Origin of the sequence: Vibrio sp. D401a, assembly GCF_030248515.1 — a bacterium.
GTDB classification, from domain to species: domain Bacteria; phylum Pseudomonadota; class Gammaproteobacteria; order Enterobacterales; family Vibrionaceae; genus Vibrio; species Vibrio rotiferianus.
In genome coordinates this window covers 53,503-71,716 of the sequence record NZ_JAHGAI010000024.1, presented here as the reverse complement: position 1 = coordinate 71,716, position 18,214 = coordinate 53,503, and the positions used below count along the sequence as shown (strand labels likewise).

Annotated in this window: 17 protein-coding genes; 7 read left to right on the top strand and 10 right to left on the bottom strand. The window is 44.4% G+C overall.

Annotation, left to right across the window (positions count from 1 at the left end):
- Positions 1–360: 360 nt before the first annotated feature.
- On the bottom strand, positions 361–1,404 hold the full coding sequence (locus KIV41_RS11860; protein WP_010451329.1) for a GMP reductase: 1,044 nt from the start codon (positions 1,402–1,404) through the stop codon (positions 361–363).
- Positions 1,405–1,935: 531 nt separating this feature from the next.
- On the opposite strand from KIV41_RS11860, the gene KIV41_RS11855 reads away from it, so the two are divergent.
- Entirely contained in the window at positions 1,936–2,490 is a 555-nt protein-coding gene (locus KIV41_RS11855) for an outer membrane beta-barrel protein (protein ID WP_138955175.1), read from the top strand.
- A 94-nt stretch (positions 2,491–2,584) separates the two neighbouring features.
- Here the strand turns inward: KIV41_RS11855 and KIV41_RS11850 are convergent, their stop codons facing one another.
- The 5 genes from KIV41_RS11850 to narQ all read right to left on the bottom strand — a co-directional run bounded on the left by KIV41_RS11850 (position 2,585) and on the right by narQ (position 8,290).
- The gene (locus KIV41_RS11850; protein ID WP_285336587.1) at positions 2,585–4,117 is read right to left on the bottom strand and encodes an NAD(P)H-hydrate dehydratase; all 1,533 of its coding nucleotides are present in this window, start codon (positions 4,115–4,117) and stop codon (positions 2,585–2,587) included.
- 77 nt (positions 4,118–4,194) lie between these two features.
- Positions 4,195–4,632 carry a PAS domain-containing protein gene (locus KIV41_RS11845; protein WP_010451326.1) on the bottom strand — a complete coding sequence of 146 codons (438 nt, stop codon included), beginning with the start codon at positions 4,630–4,632 and terminating at the stop codon, positions 4,195–4,197.
- On the bottom strand, positions 4,632–5,636 hold the full coding sequence (locus KIV41_RS11840; protein ID WP_010451325.1) for a response regulator: 1,005 nt from the start codon (positions 5,634–5,636) through the stop codon (positions 4,632–4,634). Before KIV41_RS11840 ends, KIV41_RS11845 begins: the two co-directional genes overlap by 1 nt.
- Positions 5,637–5,934: 298 nt before the next feature.
- The gene (locus KIV41_RS11835; protein WP_010451324.1) at positions 5,935–6,567 is read right to left on the bottom strand and encodes a response regulator; all 633 of its coding nucleotides are present in this window, start codon (positions 6,565–6,567) and stop codon (positions 5,935–5,937) included.
- A gap of 1 nt (position 6,568) precedes the next feature.
- Positions 6,569–8,290 carry a nitrate/nitrite two-component system sensor histidine kinase NarQ gene (gene narQ, locus KIV41_RS11830; protein WP_010451323.1) on the bottom strand — a complete coding sequence of 574 codons (1,722 nt, stop codon included), beginning with the start codon at positions 8,288–8,290 and terminating at the stop codon, positions 6,569–6,571.
- Positions 8,291–8,536: 246 nt separating this feature from the next.
- Here narQ and napF point away from each other — a divergent pair, with 246 nt between their 5' ends.
- The 6 genes from napF (at position 8,537) to KIV41_RS11800 (ending at position 13,143) form a co-directional block, all read left to right on the top strand.
- On the top strand, positions 8,537–9,022 hold the full coding sequence (gene napF / locus KIV41_RS11825) for a ferredoxin-type protein NapF (protein ID WP_285336482.1): 486 nt from the start codon (positions 8,537–8,539) through the stop codon (positions 9,020–9,022).
- 41 nt (positions 9,023–9,063) lie between these two features.
- Positions 9,064–9,372, top strand: a complete 309-nt coding sequence (locus KIV41_RS11820; protein WP_010451320.1) for a chaperone NapD — start codon at positions 9,064–9,066, stop codon at positions 9,370–9,372.
- Positions 9,369–11,858, top strand: coding sequence for a periplasmic nitrate reductase subunit alpha (gene napA, locus KIV41_RS11815; RefSeq protein WP_010451319.1), 2,490 nt, complete (start codon positions 9,369–9,371; stop codon positions 11,856–11,858). Before KIV41_RS11820 ends, napA begins: the two co-directional genes overlap by 4 nt.
- A gap of 72 nt (positions 11,859–11,930) precedes the next feature.
- On the top strand, positions 11,931–12,386 hold the full coding sequence (locus KIV41_RS11810) for a nitrate reductase cytochrome c-type subunit (protein ID WP_010451318.1): 456 nt from the start codon (positions 11,931–11,933) through the stop codon (positions 12,384–12,386).
- A 28-nt stretch (positions 12,387–12,414) separates the two neighbouring features.
- Positions 12,415–12,993, top strand: a complete 579-nt coding sequence (locus KIV41_RS11805; RefSeq protein ID WP_005433285.1) for a NapC/NirT family cytochrome c — start codon at positions 12,415–12,417, stop codon at positions 12,991–12,993.
- 15 nt (positions 12,994–13,008) lie between these two features.
- Positions 13,009–13,143, top strand: coding sequence for a TIGR02808 family protein (locus KIV41_RS11800; RefSeq protein WP_005433365.1), 135 nt, complete (start codon positions 13,009–13,011; stop codon positions 13,141–13,143).
- Positions 13,144–13,389: 246 nt separating this feature from the next.
- Here the strand turns inward: KIV41_RS11800 and phaC are convergent, their stop codons facing one another.
- The 4 genes from phaC to KIV41_RS11780 form a co-directional block, all read right to left on the bottom strand.
- The gene (gene phaC / locus KIV41_RS11795) at positions 13,390–15,165 is read right to left on the bottom strand and encodes a class I poly(R)-hydroxyalkanoic acid synthase (protein ID WP_285336477.1); all 1,776 of its coding nucleotides are present in this window, start codon (positions 15,163–15,165) and stop codon (positions 13,390–13,392) included.
- Positions 15,166–15,231: 66 nt separating this feature from the next.
- A complete protein-coding gene (locus KIV41_RS11790) occupies positions 15,232–15,579 on the bottom strand; it encodes a phasin family protein (RefSeq protein ID WP_005435289.1) in 348 nt (115 codons plus the stop codon).
- A 44-nt stretch (positions 15,580–15,623) separates the two neighbouring features.
- Positions 15,624–16,832: an acetyl-CoA C-acetyltransferase gene (locus KIV41_RS11785; RefSeq protein WP_009704755.1), complete on the bottom strand. Its 1,209-nt coding sequence runs from the start codon at positions 16,830–16,832 to the stop codon at positions 15,624–15,626.
- A gap of 11 nt (positions 16,833–16,843) precedes the next feature.
- Entirely contained in the window at positions 16,844–17,584 is a 741-nt protein-coding gene (locus tag KIV41_RS11780; RefSeq protein WP_005435287.1) for an SDR family oxidoreductase, read from the bottom strand.
- Positions 17,585–18,214 lie beyond the last annotated feature (630 nt).

Genomic DNA, 18,214 nt, shown 5'->3' with positions numbered 1-18,214 from the left:
TACTATTGCTTTCAATTAACGTGTAAAAAATTGCTAACGGGCTTTGATGTATCGGGGCTTCCTAAAAACTACTCTGTATCTAAGCATGTTATCCAGTTTCAAACTAATAACTATGCAACAAGCTGTTTACGGAGTGCTACACGCCCTTCTGCTACATACTGAAGAACAAGCTAAGTATAGAGTCACCTTTCAGAAGCAATCATTCATAACCCAATCACTAACCTGTAGTTTGTCGCCACTCTACCGCCACAAAAAATAAATTCTCTGTCGCCACTTTGTCGCCACTTGGCAAATTTTAGACAAAAAAAGAGCCGCTATCAGCGGCTCTCTATAATTCGTATTTTCCGAATAATCTTGAGATTACTCTTTACCGAAAACGTTGTTCTCTTGCTCTTGTACGCGGATGAACGTAGTACGCTTGGTTAGCTCTTTAAGCTTTGCTGCGCCTACGTATGTACATGTTGAGCGAACACCGCCAAGGATGTCTTGAATAGTGCCGTGAACACTGCCGCGGTAAGGTAGAAGTACGGTTTTACCTTCAGCTGCGCGGTAGCCAGCTACGCCACCAGAGTGCTTGTCCATCGCGCTCTTAGAAGACATGCCGTAGAACTTCATGAACTTCTCACCGTCTTTCTCAATCACTTCGCCGCCTGACTCTTCATGACCAGCGAGCATGCCGCCAAGCATTACGAAATCAGCGCCGCCACCGAATGCCTTCGCTACATCACCTGCACATGAACAGCCACCGTCGCCAACGATCATACCGCCAAGGCCGTGAGCTGCATCGCCACATTCAATAATTGCAGAAAGTTGCGGGTAACCAACACCAGTTTTAACGCGTGTGGTACATACAGAACCAGGACCGATACCGACCTTAACGATGTCTGCACCTGCTAGAATCAGCTCTTCACACATATCACCAGTTACGACGTTACCAGCAGAGATAACTTTGTCTGGGAATTCAGCACGAACGCGCTCTACATAATCAACTAGATGTTCTGAGTAACCATTCGCGATATCGATACAGATGAAAATGAATTCATCTGACAGAGCCATAATGTCTTTAGTTTTTTGGAAGTCTGCGTCCGATGTACCCGTAGACACCATTACGTTGTTTAGCGTTGTTTTGTCTGCTGATTTTGCAAACTCTGCCCAGTCTTCCACTGTGTAGTGTTTGTGAACAGCAGTCATTACACCATGCTCTGCTAGTGCCTTCGCCATGGCAAAGCTACCAACCGAATCCATGTTAGCTGCGATTACAGGCACACCTGACCATTGACGGCCACTATGCTTGAATGTAAAATCGCGGGTTAAATTTACTTGAGAACGGCTTTTCAGGGTAGAACGTTTCGGGCGAAACAGTACATCTTTAAAACCTAACTTAAGTTCTTGTTCGATACGCATTGTGTAATTCCTTGATTCATATGTATATGTGTCACCTCAGAGTGCGTAGTGAAGTCGTTGGCAGACGAGTTCACTGTTCTTCGGACACAAAAAAACCGGAGCGTTGGCAGACGCTCCGGTTTTCAGCATTATAGGCCGTGATTTATTTCCTACAAGTCTGATATTTGAATTTTTTTTGTGATACCATCTTGGAAATCGCATATCAAAAACACCCTCCAAAACCTCCAAATCATAACTTAATCAGCAATATCAAGTAGTTAAAACCAACCTTTAGGTAATCCTTTGCGCAAACCTTTGCTTATTTTCTATTTTTTGATTTTCTAATCGTACAACTTTCGCTCTACCTATCTCACAAAATCGAGCGTTCGGTAACTAAATTCCACCAATGCGCCCTGATTTTTTCTTCAAAAGTTAGATATTTTTCGCTATCAGATTTTCTCATGTGGCAAAACTCGAAAACAAATAGTACAACGTACCATAATTATATATAATCAAACGCAACCCACTCACATCAAAACATTGGCAAAGCGTATGAAAAACAAATCTCTTCTCCTTACTACCGTCATCATTACTTCCCTTTCCAGTGGAAACGCTTTGGCAAAAAGCGGCCATGAAGTATATGGGCATACAGGTATTTCAACTTTCTCTAAAGATGGAAGCAGTGAAAGCGGTCTATATACCCAAGCTGGCTATAATTACTTTTTCACACCATTTGTCGCACTCGATATCAACTACACCCGAGCAAGCTCCTTTAACACTGATGTATCTCAAAATAATACAGACTTTACTTCAGATGCAGATGGCTTTGGCGCAGGTGTTAAATTGATCCACTACTTCGGAAGACTAAATGTACAAGCGAAAGGTGGTGTGAGTTCTTTAAAAGTGACGCAAGATTATTGGGATAATAACCAACTAAAGTTTGTAGAAACCTCTGATAGGACAACTAGCCCATATTTTGAAGTTGGTGTTGGTATGCTATCTCCTTGGAGCAAAAGATTATCTGTTAATCTGAATTACAATTATCAAATAGCTAATGATGATATCGACATCTCTTCATTTTCACTTAGTGGCAACTACACATTTTGATAATGGCTTTAAAGCTGAGATCGACGTCAAGAGAATAAAGACGCAAATAGAGGGAGTCTCAAAGCCTTGATCACTCCCTTTTGATTTGAACGAATCAAAGGTGGCTGTTGATTGTACCTCTAACGTCAGTAACTATATCTGAGGCAAGCAAACCAACTCGACCAAACTTCCGCACATTTTCATCAGCAGCACAGCTATGAATGACGACGCCGAGCCTTGCCGCGATAGAGATAGATAAGCCTCTGGCCAATAGACCACCAATTATTCCGGAAAGAACATCACCAACACCGCCGCAGGCCATACCCTCGTTCCCTGCAAGACAAACGTACATTCTGCTTCCATCGTATATTAAAGTACCTGCGCCTTTTAAAACGATAACGCCACCATATTGCTCATGCAACGCCCTCACGGCTTGAAATCGGTTACTCTCAACCTGTTCTATGTTTGAATTCAACAACCTTGCCGCTTCTCCTGGATGGGGAGTAATGATCCTCAAATCATCACGGTTACTTGGAGTTACCTCACCTACATTACATTTTGCGAGTAAATTCAGGCCGTCGGCATCCAATAACTTTCTTTTTTCTACATCGGAGAGCAGTTGATACACTCCGTCTGACCAAGAATCCATCCCTAAGCCAGGCCCCAAAACCAAAGCGTAAGCCCACTCCGCTCGTTTAACTAGTTCGTTATCGGTATCTTTGAGCTGCTCTAGAGTAATACTCTGGCTCATGACTTCTGGTGAGGCGACCTGTAAAGGTATTAAAGAATTCGGATGGGTTATGGCGGCCGTTAAGCCTGCTCCTGTACGAGTTGCCGCTGATGCACATAATCGGATGGCTCCAGACATACCTTGGTTACCACCCACGCACAATAACTTACCGTTGTCACCTTTATGGGCCGTTGGGTTCGCTTCTGGCCACAACCGACTAATTATTTTCTGATCAATGCCTAGAGCGCTTTCATCAGTGGTAGACTGGAACTCTCGCTCAACACCCAATCCAGCAAAATGAAGCTCCCCAACGTTCGTGCGCGCTTGTCCAGTACAGAGTCCTTGTTTAACACCGATAAATGTAACGGTATGGTCGGCTTTAATGGCATGGCCTAATACATTACCTGTATTGGCACAAAGACCTGATGGAATATCAATAGAAATGACAGGGCATCGTATGCGGTTGATCTGGTCAATGTACTCACTGAGCGGCTTCTTAACGTCCCCACTTAGACCAGTGCCTAGTAAGGCATCAATTATGACATCCGCTTCAAACAGGGCTTCCTCCCAATCATTCCAGTCTGAATGCCTGCCATCATTAAGAGCCCATTCTTGGAAAGCGAGTTTAGCGTCCCCCTTGAGTGCTTCTTCTTTTCCGGCTTGAAAGACTGAAACATCAAGTTGTGCTTGTTGTGCGAGCGTCGCAAAGACATACCCATCACCACCGTTATTGCCTTTTCCGCACAAAACAACCACTTTCTTCGCTCTAGGGTAAAGAGTTTGAAAGCGTTCGTATACCGCCATCCCCGCACGTTGCATCAAGCTATACATAGAGATGCCCGCCAAGCGAGCAGCCTCCACCTCTCCGCTTTTCACTTGCTCTGCGGTGTAGAGTTTCAACGCTAAACTAAAGTCCATATCATCAATCTGCATACCGTGTGCCCTATCTATAAGGGTATACAAAAAAGCCGAGGTTAACCTCGGCTTCTCTGTGTTTATTTTGGTTGAGCGAGTAACGCTTCTGCGGTCGCATCATTAATAGAAAGGAATAATGAGTTTATCTTCCCAGTTGGGGTTCGCATTGGGTTAAGCGTTACATTCTGGTACATAAACTCCGCTTGTTGTGTAACAGGACGAACGTTACGACAACGGAAAAGATATGGACGCTGGCGCCAAGTAATAAAGCTTCGGCAACCTAGATCATAAACCGGCTTCGTTTTTAGCTTGAACCATTCTTGAGGGATCTCTGGAAAAATATCAAAGATCGAGCGGCCAATTGCATCATGAGATTGAAGACCACTATGGTGAGTCATAAAGCCATTCCACACTTGAACATTGTAATCTCGGTCCAAAACCACCAATCCCATGTCGACATTTTGAACCATGTCGACCATCCAGTGGAACTGTTCAAATTCTGCAGGCAGATTCAACATCAGAAATCCTCCATCAAATACGACAGTTTGTTGTCAAGAAGCGGAAGCGACTCATCGACAAACATAAACAAAAGATCACAACGAATTGAAGTGCCATCAATATTGTAACTCACCTCGAAGGTCATAGTTCTACTGAACGCGCCCGTCGTGGATTCGATAATCGAGTCAATTGATATGTGCTGACCCAAAAGAACAGGAGAGCTCTGGAAGAAACGAACTTCCGCTTGTTCCCCTAAACCATTCAAAAATGACCCGACTAAGATATTGGAGATATCCATTAGCAGCTCTAGCTCTTCAAGCTCTTCGCTATCAGCAGGTACCTTCATGAGTTTCTTCAGATCAGAAACACTTGAATCGCTTAAGATAACTAAGGCCTCTCCGGCGATCCCTTCTCCACAAAAGCCTTGGCAAACACCTGAAACATTATCATGTGAAGCCAAATCTCTTAACGCCATATGAAGCTCGCTGAGCTCAAAAATATTAACGTTTGGCAAAGGCAGATGAACAAATACGTCGAAATGGCGAGCCAAAGCATCCGCTGCACGACCGATCGAGACGTTGGCCACCTCCATGTAGATATCGCGTCTACGCAAAATTGGCAGCTCAACAACGCTAGGCATAACAACTTGCGGAACCTGCGGCGGCTCAACCAACTCTTTTAGTGTTGCTTTTAGCTCGTCTTTACCGATGGGCTTTTGAATAAATGCTTTAGCGCCAAGCGCAAAAACGCGCTCTTTTGCTTTAGGCTGAATATCCCCCGATACAACAACAACAGGCGTGGTGTTCCCCAGCCTACGCATCTCTTCAAGTGTTTCAAAACCATCCATCTCAGGCATGGTGAGGTCAAGAAACATGAGCTTAAATTCTTTTTGCGCTAGCTCTTCTAGCGCGTTTTTACCGTGAATGGCAAAAGTGATATCTGCATTCAGTGTTGCAGGCAGTGACCTCGCCATCTGTTTGCGCGCGAGCGCTGAGTCATCACAGATGAGTACAGGAAAAGACATTCAACCACCTTCAAATATTCAACAACCTGATCAGAAGTTTATCAGATTGTTACCGCATATAGTACGAGAAAACTGACAAGTTTATTTTCATTATTATGGCTTCTAGCATACGCAAGATGAATAGTTGAGTGAACACCAATCCAAGTAAACTCTTGGAAAGAGCCCTAAAAAAGAGATGTCACGAACAAAAATGCCCACGCTTAAAGGCGCAGGCATTAGTAATCAAAGGTTTTAAGTGAGAACGAGAAGCTTTGCAGTGTGTAATTGTTTAGTTCAACGGCTCATTCCCTGAGACCTTTTATTTCACCTCACCGTATCGTTCCAGATACAAAACCGTTGCGGCTGTACGCGATGGAACCTGCAGTTTTTTCAAAAGGCTCTTCATATGCACTTTGACCGTAGACTCCGAGATAAACAGTCGGTCTGCAATCTGCTTATTGCGGAAACCCCTCGCAACTTCTTGCAGAATTTGTGTTTCACGATCCGTTAGTGAATCGAAAACATCCGTTTGATCAGAACGCTCACTTAGATAGTTAGCCACGGCTTGGCTATAGGCTTTGTCACCTTGATGTGCACTTTTTAGCAACTCAACAAGCTCATCGGGTTCCGTATCTTTTAGAAGGTAGCCATCAGCACCACTACGAACAATCGCTTCAATATCTGCTGGGCTATCAGAAACCGTCAAAATTACAATACGAGCTTCACAACCATCCGCACGTAATGCTTTTAGTGTGTCTAAGCCCGACATACCTTTCATGTTTAGATCGAGTAGCACTAAATCCAGTTCATGCTCATGCGCTTGTGCAATAGCATCTGCACCGCTACTTGCCTCACAAACTACATCGAATTCTTGTTCGAAACTCAATAACTGTTGGATACCACGGCGCATCAGTGGGTGATCATCCACCAGCATTACTTTACACACTGTCAATTTATACTTCCTTACTCTGCTGGAATTCTAATGTTACGGTACAGCCCATGTCGCGTTGAGCCTCAACACTCAAATCTGCGTGGAGCCTTGCTGCACGCTCTTGCATGATACTCATACCGTAGTGATTTAACTTTTCATCTTGTCTATCAAACCCAACACCATCATCTTCGACTCTCACGGTGACAAAACCGTCTGATTCAAGGCATTCAATGTTAATGTTCTCAGCTTGCGCATGCTTAATGGCGTTGATTGTCGCTTCTCTTATCAACTGTAGTAGATGCACTTGCTGGTGCGCATCAAGCTCAGTAGACGAAAGTTGGTTATTCAATGAAATGACCGCTGTGGTTTGCTCGTCCAGTGTTGCCACCATTTCTTGTAGGGCTTGCCCAAAGCTGCCCTCTTTGATCGAGAGACGAAACGTCGTTAAAAGCTCTCGTAATTGAGTATAAGCTGCCGATAACCCAGTATCGAGTTCGGCAATAACTTGCGCAGTTTGCGCAACTGCCACCTCATCCGGTAGTCCTTTTACGCTTCGCTTTAATAGCGAGACTTGGATCTTAAGATAAGAAAGAGCTTGAGCTAATGAATCATGCAACTCACGCGCAATGGTGGCTCGTTCTTCCATCAACAATAACTGTTCGGCTTGCCTTTGTGCGCGGTTGTAATATACCGCACGAGATAAGATCTGCACAAAGTTATCGATAAGTGACTCATTAGGACACGGTAAGCCCGCTTTCCAGTGCAAGTAACCAAGGTGCTCGCCATCGAGAGTCAGTGTTTTGCTATGACACTCACTATCGCAATCATGACGACACTCTTCACCTTCCGTCAGTATCCAGTTTGGTTCGCCAATTTGGTCGATTTCAAGCTTTACAGCACGAATACCTTCCAAGCTTACAATATGTTGGAGGATTGCTTGAAAGTTCTCTTGATGAATGCGCGAAGCGGTCAACTCCTTCGATGAATCATAAAGCACTTGTAACGACTGGTTAGCATGTTGCAATTTGCGAGTTTTCTCATTAACTGCTTGCTCTAATCCCCGATACAACTGGCCTAGATCGTGCGCCATGTTGTTGAAGGTTCGGGTTAGGATACCCATTTCGTTATCACTTGAAACGTTCAATGACACGTTAAATGAACGATTCTGAATCTGCTCACTAGCAAATACTAATGCACGTAACGGCCTGACCACCTCAAGCCTGACAAAATGCACAACAAACATGCTAACAAACAAAATGCCTCCGAGCCCTAATCCACCAATCCACGCTAAGTTGATCAGTTTCTGCTCAGAATAATGCTGCAGCTTAAAAACGAACGCATCAATCTGCTTCACAAAGCCCGCTACCAACACCAAATATCGGTCTCTATCTTGGCTCTTCAACACCGATTTCAGTTCATGCCAGCGAAGGATCAAACGGTAGTAATCTTTTGTAATGTCGTCAGGTACAGACCAATGTTGCAGTGCCAGCATCGAATGGGAGTATATAGACTGCTCAAATAAGTCAATATGTGAAGAATAGTCTACAGATTCACTCTGAATATCGTGAGCTAATCGATAGCTCTGCATGCGCATTGAACCAGACACATTGACGGCCTCTGCATCATTAAGGCTCGATGCAAGAGTGAAAATAGCAAAGCCAGTCGTCGCCACTGAGAGGAGCAAAATCAACATCATGGCAGATGCGATGGTACGTGTTACTGACTTTTTCACATTATTAAACAACTCTGAACTCCGCTGATACGACAACCGCATTTCTTACTATGTAACACGCATTATCTTTTAACTTTATCAATATGTGATCACCTGCGTTGGAATTTATTGATCCAAAACAACATTGCATCCCAATTACCTCCTAAGAGGTATTTATAGATATATGTCAAAAACTACAATTTCGTGTACTTAAATGACAGTTTATTAATGAAATTGTGGACTATGCTTAGTTTGGGTTTCTAACTTTGAGGTAACTAAGTGGTAGACCTTTCTAGACGAAGACTTTTTGCAAGAAAAACGCAACCGGATAATTCGGTACGTCTTCCTTGGCTGGCAAAACCAACTCAGTTCATCGATGACTGTACTCGCTGCGGTAAATGTATCGAGGCTTGCGAAACCAAGATTATTACCAAAAGTGACGGCGGTTTTCCTGCCGTTGATTTTTCGATTGATGAGTGCACGTTTTGTTATCAATGCGCCGATGCTTGTCCTGAGCCGCTTTTTTTAGCAGAAGAAGAGCAACCATGGCAGGCAAAAGCAACGATCAACGAGAGCTGCTTAGCAACGCAAAATGTCGAATGCCGAAGCTGTTGGGATATGTGCGACCCAATGGCAATTAAGTTCCAATTGGAAATTGGCAAAGTAGCACAACCAAATATAGACCTTGATGAGTGTAACGGCTGCGGCGCCTGTGTATCAGTTTGCCCTACTTCATCCATCAATGTGAGCAATATAACAGCCTAGCCCTTATTTAGCGCTAAAGGCGATAGAAACGAGAGACATACATGTCACTAAACGAAGTGCACATATCGAGTCTGGTAATCCATGTTCTGCCTGAGCACCTGGCTGAAGTAAAGACCCAAATTGAAGCGTACGAAAACGCAGAAATTTATGGGGATAGCCCAGAAGGCAAAATTGTGGTGGTGCTAGAAACCGAAAACCAAGGTTTCATCACCGATACGATCGATGCGATTAATAATTTACCGAATGTCTTAAGCACAGTACTGGTTTATCACCAAATCGAAACTGGGCTAGAAGAAACGGACAAAGAAGACACTGGAACACAACATTCCCAAATTGAGGGTGAAGTATGAAAATGACAAGACGTGCGTTTGTGAAAGCAAACGCGGCTGCATCAGCTGCTGCTGTCGCAGGTATTACACTACCAGCTTCTGCAACCAATCTGATTGCAAGCTCTGATCAAACCAAAATCACATGGGACAAAGCGCCTTGTCGTTTCTGTGGTACAGGCTGTTCTGTTCTTGTTGGTACTCAAAACGGTAAAGTAGTAGCAACGCAGGGTGACCCAGAAGCACCAGTGAACAAGGGCCTAAACTGTATCAAAGGCTACTTCCTATCGAAAATCATGTACGGTCAAGACCGTTTGACTCAACCGCTACTGCGTATGAAAGATGGCAAATACGATAAGAACGGTGAGTTCACGCCTGTATCTTGGGATGTTGCATTTGACACTATGGCTGATAAGTGGAAAGAAGCACTTAAAAAACAAGGCCCTTCTGGTGTTGGTATGTTCGGTTCTGGTCAATGGACAGTAATGGAAGGCTACGCGGCTGCAAAAATGATGAAAGCCGGTTTCCGATCAAATAACATCGACCCTAACGCTCGTCACTGTATGGCTTCTGCTGTAGGTGCCTTCATGCGTACATTTGGTATCGATGAACCAATGGGCTGTTATGATGACTTCGAGAATGCTGACGCTTTCGTGCTTTGGGGTTCAAACATGGCAGAAATGCACCCAGTATTGTGGACTCGTATTACTGACCGTCGCCTAAGTCACCCACATGTTAAAGTTAACGTTTTATCGACTTACTACCATCGCTCATTTGAACTAGCAGACAAAGGTTACATCTTCGAACCTCAATCTGACCTAGCAATCGCAAACTTCATTGCAAACTACATCATCGAAAATGATGCCGTAAACTGGGACTTTGTAAACAAGCATACAAACTTCAAGCAAGCGACAACAGATATCGGTTACGGCCTACGTGATGATGACCCACTTCAAAAAGCTGCCGCTAACCCTAACTCTGGCAAAATGAGCTCTATTTCATTCGAAGAGTACAAAAAGTCCGTTGCACCTTACACAGTAGAGAAAGCTTCTGAGCTATCTGGTGTGGAGCAAGAGAAGTTGATCGAGCTTGCAAAACAATACGCGGATCCAAACACGAAAGTAATGTCACTTTGGACAATGGGTATGAACCAACATACTCGTGGCGTATGGATGAACAGCCTGATTTACAACATTCACTTGCTAACAGGTAAAATTGCGACTCCAGGTAACAGCCCGTTCTCACTTACTGGTCAGCCATCAGCATGTGGTACCGCTCGTGAAGTTGGTACGTTTGCCCACCGCCTACCAGCCGACATGGTTGTTGCTAACCCTAAACACCGTAAGATTGCAGAAGGTATCTGGAATATTCCTGATGGTGTTATTCCACCTAAACCTGGCTTCCACGCGGTTCTTCAAGATCGCATGTTAAAAGACGGCAAGCTAAACGCATACTGGGTAATGTGTAACAACAACATGCAAGCCGGTCCAAACATCAATGGTGAACGTCTTCCTGGTTACCGTAACCCAGAAAACTTCATTGTATGTTCTGACCCATACCCAACAGCAACAGCGCAAGCTGCTGACCTAGTTCTACCTACAGCAATGTGGATCGAAAAAGAAGGCGCTTATGGTAACGCAGAGCGTCGTACTCAAGCTTGGTACCAACAAGTCGGTACTGTAGGCGAAGCTAAGTCTGACTTATGGCAGGTGATGGAGTTCTCTAAACGCTTCAAGATGGAAGAAGTTTGGACCGAAGAGCAACTAGCGAAAGCACCTCAGTACCGCGGTAAAACCATGTACGACATGCTATTTGCCAACGGCGTTATTAACAAATACCCAATTGAAGAAGCGCGTGAGCTGAACGACGATGCACACCACTTCGGTTACTACGTACAGAAAGGTCTGTTTGAAGAGTACGCAGCGTTTGGTCGCGGCCATGGCCATGACTTAGCACCTTACGATGTTTACCACCAAGTTCGTGGTCTACGCTGGCCAGTGGTTGACGGAAAAGAAACGCTTTGGCGCTTCAAAGAAGGCTCAGATCCATACGCTAAAGCTGGCAGCGGTTGGGACTTCTACGGTAAGCCAGATGGTAAAGCACTGATTATCTCTGCACCATACGAAGCGCCACCAGAAGTGCCGGACGCTGAATTCGATATGTGGCTGTGTACAGGACGTGTTCTTGAGCACTGGCACACAGGTACTATGACTCGTCGTGTACCTGAGCTTTACAAAGCGGTTCCTGATGCAGTGGTTTACATGCACCCTGCTGATGCGAAGAAACGTAACGTACGTCGCGGTGAAGAAGTTCTGATTGCAAACAAACGTGGTGAAGTACGCGTTCGTGTTGAAACTCGCGGCCGTAACCGTCCACCTGAAGGCTTGGTATTCGTACCATTCTTTGATGCTCGTATTTTGATTAACAAACTGATCCTAGACGCTACGGATCCTCTGTCTAAGCAGACGGACTTTAAGAAGTGTCCAGTGAAGATCACAAAAATTGCTTAATTAAGAGTGCGATGACTGCTGTGAAAGCAGCAGTCATACCTAAGAATTTAGCCATTAGGCGGAGAATTAATAATGAAAAAATTTCTAATTGCACTGTTATCTGTAGGTGCGCTAGTTAGTGGTGCAGCAGTAGCCGAACTCGATAACCCGGGCGGCACCGGCGGACTTGAGTCTCTACGTGGTACTGCACAACTTGAAGACACACGCCCTGCTGATGACTTCAAAGACTTTCCAAAAGACCAAATCGTTGCAGACAGCTTTGTTTATCAGCCACCACTGATCCCACACAGCATCCGCAATTACGAAGTATCTTTGAATGCAAACAAATGTTTAGCATGTCACAGCTGGAAAAATGCAAAAGACGCAGGCGCTACAAAGATCAGTGTAACGCACTACGTTAACCGTGAAGACGCGGTTCTGGCAGATATGTCACCACGTCGTTACTTCTGTTTGCAATGTCACGTTCCACAAACGGATGGAAAACCTTTAGTGGTAAACGAATTTAAGGCAGTCGATTCGCTTCAGTAATTGAAACGCGAGTACTAAGAGGTTACTTATGAAAATACTTAAAGCGTTTTGGAAGAGACTGTCGAGCCCGAGTAAAGCTGCCGCCGGTGTAGTTTTATTCCTAGGCTTCGCTGGTGGTCTTCTGTTTTGGGGCGCATTCAACACGGGTATGGAAGCGACCAATACAGAAGAATTCTGTTCTGGCTGTCACGCTCCTATCGTTGCTGAAATTCAAGAAACGATTCACTACTCGAACCGCTCTGGTGTTCGTGCAATCTGTTCTGATTGTCACGTACCACACGAATGGACCGATAAAATCGTTCGTAAAGTTCAAGCATCTAAAGAGTTGTTTGCACACTTCGTAACGAAGACGATCGATACACCGGAGAAATTCCAAGCTCGTCGTGAACACTTAGCTGAACGTGAGTGGGCGCGTATGAAGAAAAACGACTCGTTGGAATGTCGTAACTGTCACCAGTTTGATTACATGGACTACTCTCAGCAAGGTAAACGTGCCTCCGCTCAACACTCTACCGCGTTGGCGTCAGGCGACAAAACTTGTGTAGATTGTCACAAAGGTATCGCACACAAACTGCCTGACATGCATGGCGTTGAAGGCTGGCAATAAGGAGAAATACAGAATATGAGTAATCTTGAATCCTTTATCTGGCATTTCCTTGGATACAGCGCAATGCCAGTCATTATTCTTTCCGGCTTTGTCGGAGTAGCAGCAATCTCTCTATGGCTACTCTCACTAGGTAAGGATAAAGAGGTCTAAACCACCTCGAACCAGTCGACATTTTTGCCTATTTTGTTGACGGAAAACGCCAAGCATTTGCTTGGCGTTTTTTCTTTGTACCCTTAACAGTCCTAGCCACTAGCAGGCTCTAAAAGCTCCCCCTCTAACTCATACCCACAAGCTCTCGAGACAATCCATGCCTCCTTCCCCGCTTTGCCCTGAAACACCAGAAACAAAAAAGGCGACCCGTGTAGGTCGCCAAATACAACTGCTATAAGGAGCAGTCTAGGACTCTTTGATAGGCAATACTTGTTTAACGTATTGACCGGGGGCTTCATCAATTACAGGATTCTGCTCAGAGCCGACCGGGAATGGCTCGACTTGCTCTTTCGGGTTAAATTGCATCAACCAGTCATGCCAATGCGTCCACCAAGAGCCCTCTTGATGATTCGCATTGTTAAACCACTCGTCTGCCGAGTCATCAAGATTGTCGTTTAGCCAATAGCCATATTTGTTTTTTGCGGGATGATTGACAATACCAGCAATGTGCCCTGATTCACCCAAAACAAACGTCTTGTTGCCACCTGTGTTTAGCGCGCCGCGATATGTACCTTGCCACAACGCAATATGGTCTTCTTTGGTCGACACAAAATAGCTTGGGATCTTAATCTTGTTCAGATCAATCCACACTCCTCCAATCTTGACGCCTTTGTCTTGTACTAGCTTATTCTCTAGATAAAGTTCACGCAGTAAGAAGTTGTGAGAAGCAGCACTCACGTTTGTACTGTCGCTGTTCCAGTAGAGCAGGTCAAAATCAACCGGGCTATTACCTTTCAAGTAATTATCGACGTAGTAGTTCCAGTACAAACTGTTTTCACGCAGCAGACTGAATGTCACGCTTAACGAGCGCCCATCCATGTAACCCTTGGCATTATTTTGCGTTTCAATGGCACTAATAATCGTGTCGTTAATGTACGCGCCGACTTCTCCTGGTTGAGAGAAATCGAGTAACGTCGTAAAGAAGCTCGCAGATTTGATACGCTTCTTCATGCGCTTAGCTGCGTAATACGCCACGGTGCTCGCCAGTACCGTACCACCGATGCAGTAACCCGCTGCGTTGATCTGCTCTTGACCTGTGATGTCTTCAATTGCAGTAACGGCTTTTGCGACGCCTTCCGTCACGTAGTCACCAAACTCAAACTGAGCTTGCTCTTTACCCGGATTGCGCCAAGACATCATAAATACACTGTGGCCTTGCTCTAGCAGCCAACGAACCATAGAGTTCTTCGCCGTCAGATCAAGGATGTAGTATTTGTTGATAAATGGCGGGACGATCAACAGTGGCGTTGCATTCACTTTTTCTGTCAAAGGACGATATTGAATCAACTCAAACAGTTCGTTTTGGAAAACCACGTCACCCGGCGTTGTAGCAACATCATCCCCCACGCGGAAGGCATTATTGTTGGTCATGCGCACTTTGAGAATATCGGCACTCGACTCAACATCTTCTTTTAGCTTTTCTAGCCCTGTCAGCAGGTTTTCACCATTTTGCTCAAGAGTGAGTTTAAGCAGCTCTGGGTTAGTCGCAATGAAGTTAGATGGAGAGAGTGCATTGATAGCTTGGCGAGAAAAGAAAGTAATACGTTCTTTCGTCTTCTCATCAAGACCTTCGATAGAATCGAGCGTCTCAAGGTATGTCTTGCTGAACAATAAGTAGGATTGTTTGATGAAGCTGTACATAGCTTCTTGTTGCCAAGCATCGTTTGAGAAACGCTTATCGCCCTTCTCTGCTTCGATGATTTGTGTTTGGTTGCCCGCTAGTGCCACGTTCTGCCATATTTGAAGCTGTTGCTCCCACCATTCGGCTTGCAGCTTTAAAATCGCTGCTGGCTGGTTTGCCGCTTGTTCGAACAGTTTAGCAGTATCTTCGAAGTTCACTTCTTGCATGGCCTTATTCAAAGGAGAATTCATGACTGCCTTGTTCACTTCGAAATCATGCCACCACTGATGATTGGTTTCCTGAAGCTTTACAAGATAGTCCGAAAAGAAGTGTTGAAACATAGTCTTACTCCTGTATTCGGAAAAAACAACGCCGCCCAAGATCTCGGGCGGCGATAAGCGGACGTATTACGCAGGAGTAACAGTCTTTAGGTTTTCCGAAGTCATTTGCTCAACGTCTTCTTTGAATTCTTTCGCGATAGATTGCAGCTTGTTGCTGTCGTCCATCATTTGCTGAGAAAGCTTAGTAAGAACAGCTAACTGTTGGCTGTTGAAAGCCGTTAGAGAAGTCACGTCTTTGATTTCAGACGCTGCTTTCATTTGGTTTAGGCCAACTTCACTGTAAGTGCGGATTGCGTTCAGTTGAAGCTCTGTAAGAACTTCCACGTTCTTTGTCACTAGCTTGTTGAACTTCAAGTATGGTTCTAGATTCTTTTCAGTTTGATCGCTAAAAGTTTTGAAGAAATCAGTGTACATGGTTTATCTCCTAGAGAAAGAATTAAAAATGTCCGTTTAAATAACTACTTAACTGCTTTTACAACCACAGCCGTGCCCATACCGCCGCCTACACAAAGTGAAGCAACACCGTACTGACCGTCTTGTTTGTGAAGTTCGTGTACTAGCGTAACCAGAATGCGGTTACCCGATGCACCGAGTGGGTGGCCCAATGCGATAGCACCACCATTAAAGTTGGCTTTATCTTGAATTGAGCTCACTGGTACTTGGTTGGTTTCTGCCAGTTTATGAATCACACCTAATGCTTGTGCAGCAAAGGCTTCATTCAGTTCATAAACATCAATGTCGCTGGTTTTCAGCTCGGCTTTTTGCAGCGCCTTGTTCACTGATTCCACAGGACCAAGACCCATAATCTTAGGATCCAAACCGGATTGAGCGTAGCTCACTACTTCAGCAATTGGCGTCAAACCATGCGCTTGAACCGCGCTTTCTGACGCTAAAATGATGGCACTTGCACCGTCGTTGATACCTGAAGCGTTACCTGCGGTTACTGTACCTTCACGGTCAAACGCAGGACGTAGCTTGCTCAAACCTTCTAGTGTCGCGTTCGCTTTTGGATATTCATCTGTATCAAATACCACAGTTTCGCGGCGCTGCTTAACTTCTACTGGGACAATTTCATCTTTGAACTTACCCGCTTCAATCGCAGCCACGGCTTTCTGCTGGCTTGAAAGTGCATATTCGTCTTGTTGTTGACGCGATAAGCCCACTTCCTTAGCCACATTTTCTGCGGTCACGCCCATGTGGTATTGGTTGTAAACGTCGGTCAAACCGTCAGCAATGAGGAGATCTTTCAACTCCATGTTGCCCATCTTGTTACCATCACGTACGACGCTAGGCACAATGAATGGGATTTGTGACATCACTTCTACACCTGCAGCCACAACGATTTCTGCGTCGCCACTACGAATATGAGAAACGCCATCCATGACGGTTTTCATACCACTGCCGCAAACCATGTTGACGCCGTATGCAGGGACTGACTCTGGAATGCCAGCAAACAATGCCGCTTGACGCCCAACACCCATGCCTTGCCCTGCAGCAATCACGTTACCAACGATCACCTCATCAACTTTCTCGCCAGATAGCGATGCGGCCTCAAGAGCACCTTTGATCGCAACCGCAGCTAGATCGCCTGCTGATGTGTTTTTTAAGCTTCCGCCAAACGCACCGATAGGTGTGCGTTTCGCTGCAACGATAAATACTTTTTCCATCATCCCACTCCTTAGCTCATGTATAGGCCGCCATTCACTGACAATGTCTCGCCAGTGATGTACGCGCCGGCATCACTCACTAAGAAGCTTACTGATGCTGCAATTTCTTCAGGCGTAGCTAAACGCTTCATTGGAATTTGGTTAGTAATAGACTCAAGCACTTCCGGCTTCATCTGTTCAACCATTGGCGTGCCTGTGTATCCCGGAGCAATCACGTTAACGGTTACGCCAGAACGAGCACCTTCGTACGCCAATGCTTTAGAGAAACCAATCATGCCAGCCTTAGCCGCTGAGTAGTTTGCCTGACCGAACTGGCCTTTAAGGCCATTTACAGAAGAGATGTTAATGATGCGACCACCACCCTTTTCGCACATCGTTGCGAATAAAGGCTGTGTGACATTGAATAAGCTGTTGAGGTTGGTGTTGATTACATCGTTCCAAGCTTGTGCAGTCATCTTTTTAAACACGCCATCACGTGTGATACCTGCATTGTTGATCACGACATCAACGGTTCCTTCTTCCTCAAGCAAAAGTGCTAATTTTTCAGCACATTGCGCTGTGTTGGTTACATCCAATTCAAAAAGGCGTACCTGATCTTTCGTAAACCCTTTTTCATTAAACCATTCCAAAGCACATTCATAATTACCGGTATAATAAGTAGCTATTACTCGATAACCATCATTCACTAATTGAGAGGAAATAGCAGAACCAATTCCGCCTTTTGATCCAGTGATCAAAGCGACTTTCTTCATTGAAGACTCCATTCTTAACGGCATTTAAAAAGCAAACTAATACACTGGCGAAATGATTCGCCAACTGACGTGTTTATTTATTCTTTCGACAGTAAGTCCTCTACTGCCTTTTATTTAAACTTAACTTAGAAATGTTACATTTCAAATAAAAAACTTATTTGTTTGCATAAGATTGATTTAGATCTCAATCGCAGTGAAATGTTATGGAAACGTTAACTTAACATAAGCTCATGTTTCAAAAGAAAAAACCTTAACTACAATGTCATTATTAAATTTAAAAAACACTGCTTATTCAGTAAGTTGCACGCATTTTTATGTGCGTTACATTGACTAAGAGTTTAAGATCATCCTTCTTCAATCAAGTAATAAATTGCGATTAAATCATTGGAGCAATACTTCTAACCGACTTACTAATAAATATGAAATATATCATTTGGTTAGCATTTTATTGAGTATTTAATTTATTAAAACAAACGTCAATTGGTGATAAATTTGTTTATTGGGAAAATATTAAATATCACGTAAACATTCTTTTAACCTTAATTCCAATCAGCCACGTTTATTTATAAATGTCATTCTTTGGTGCAATGTCGCACTAATATGTCGCATGCATTTAATTACTATTTAAGT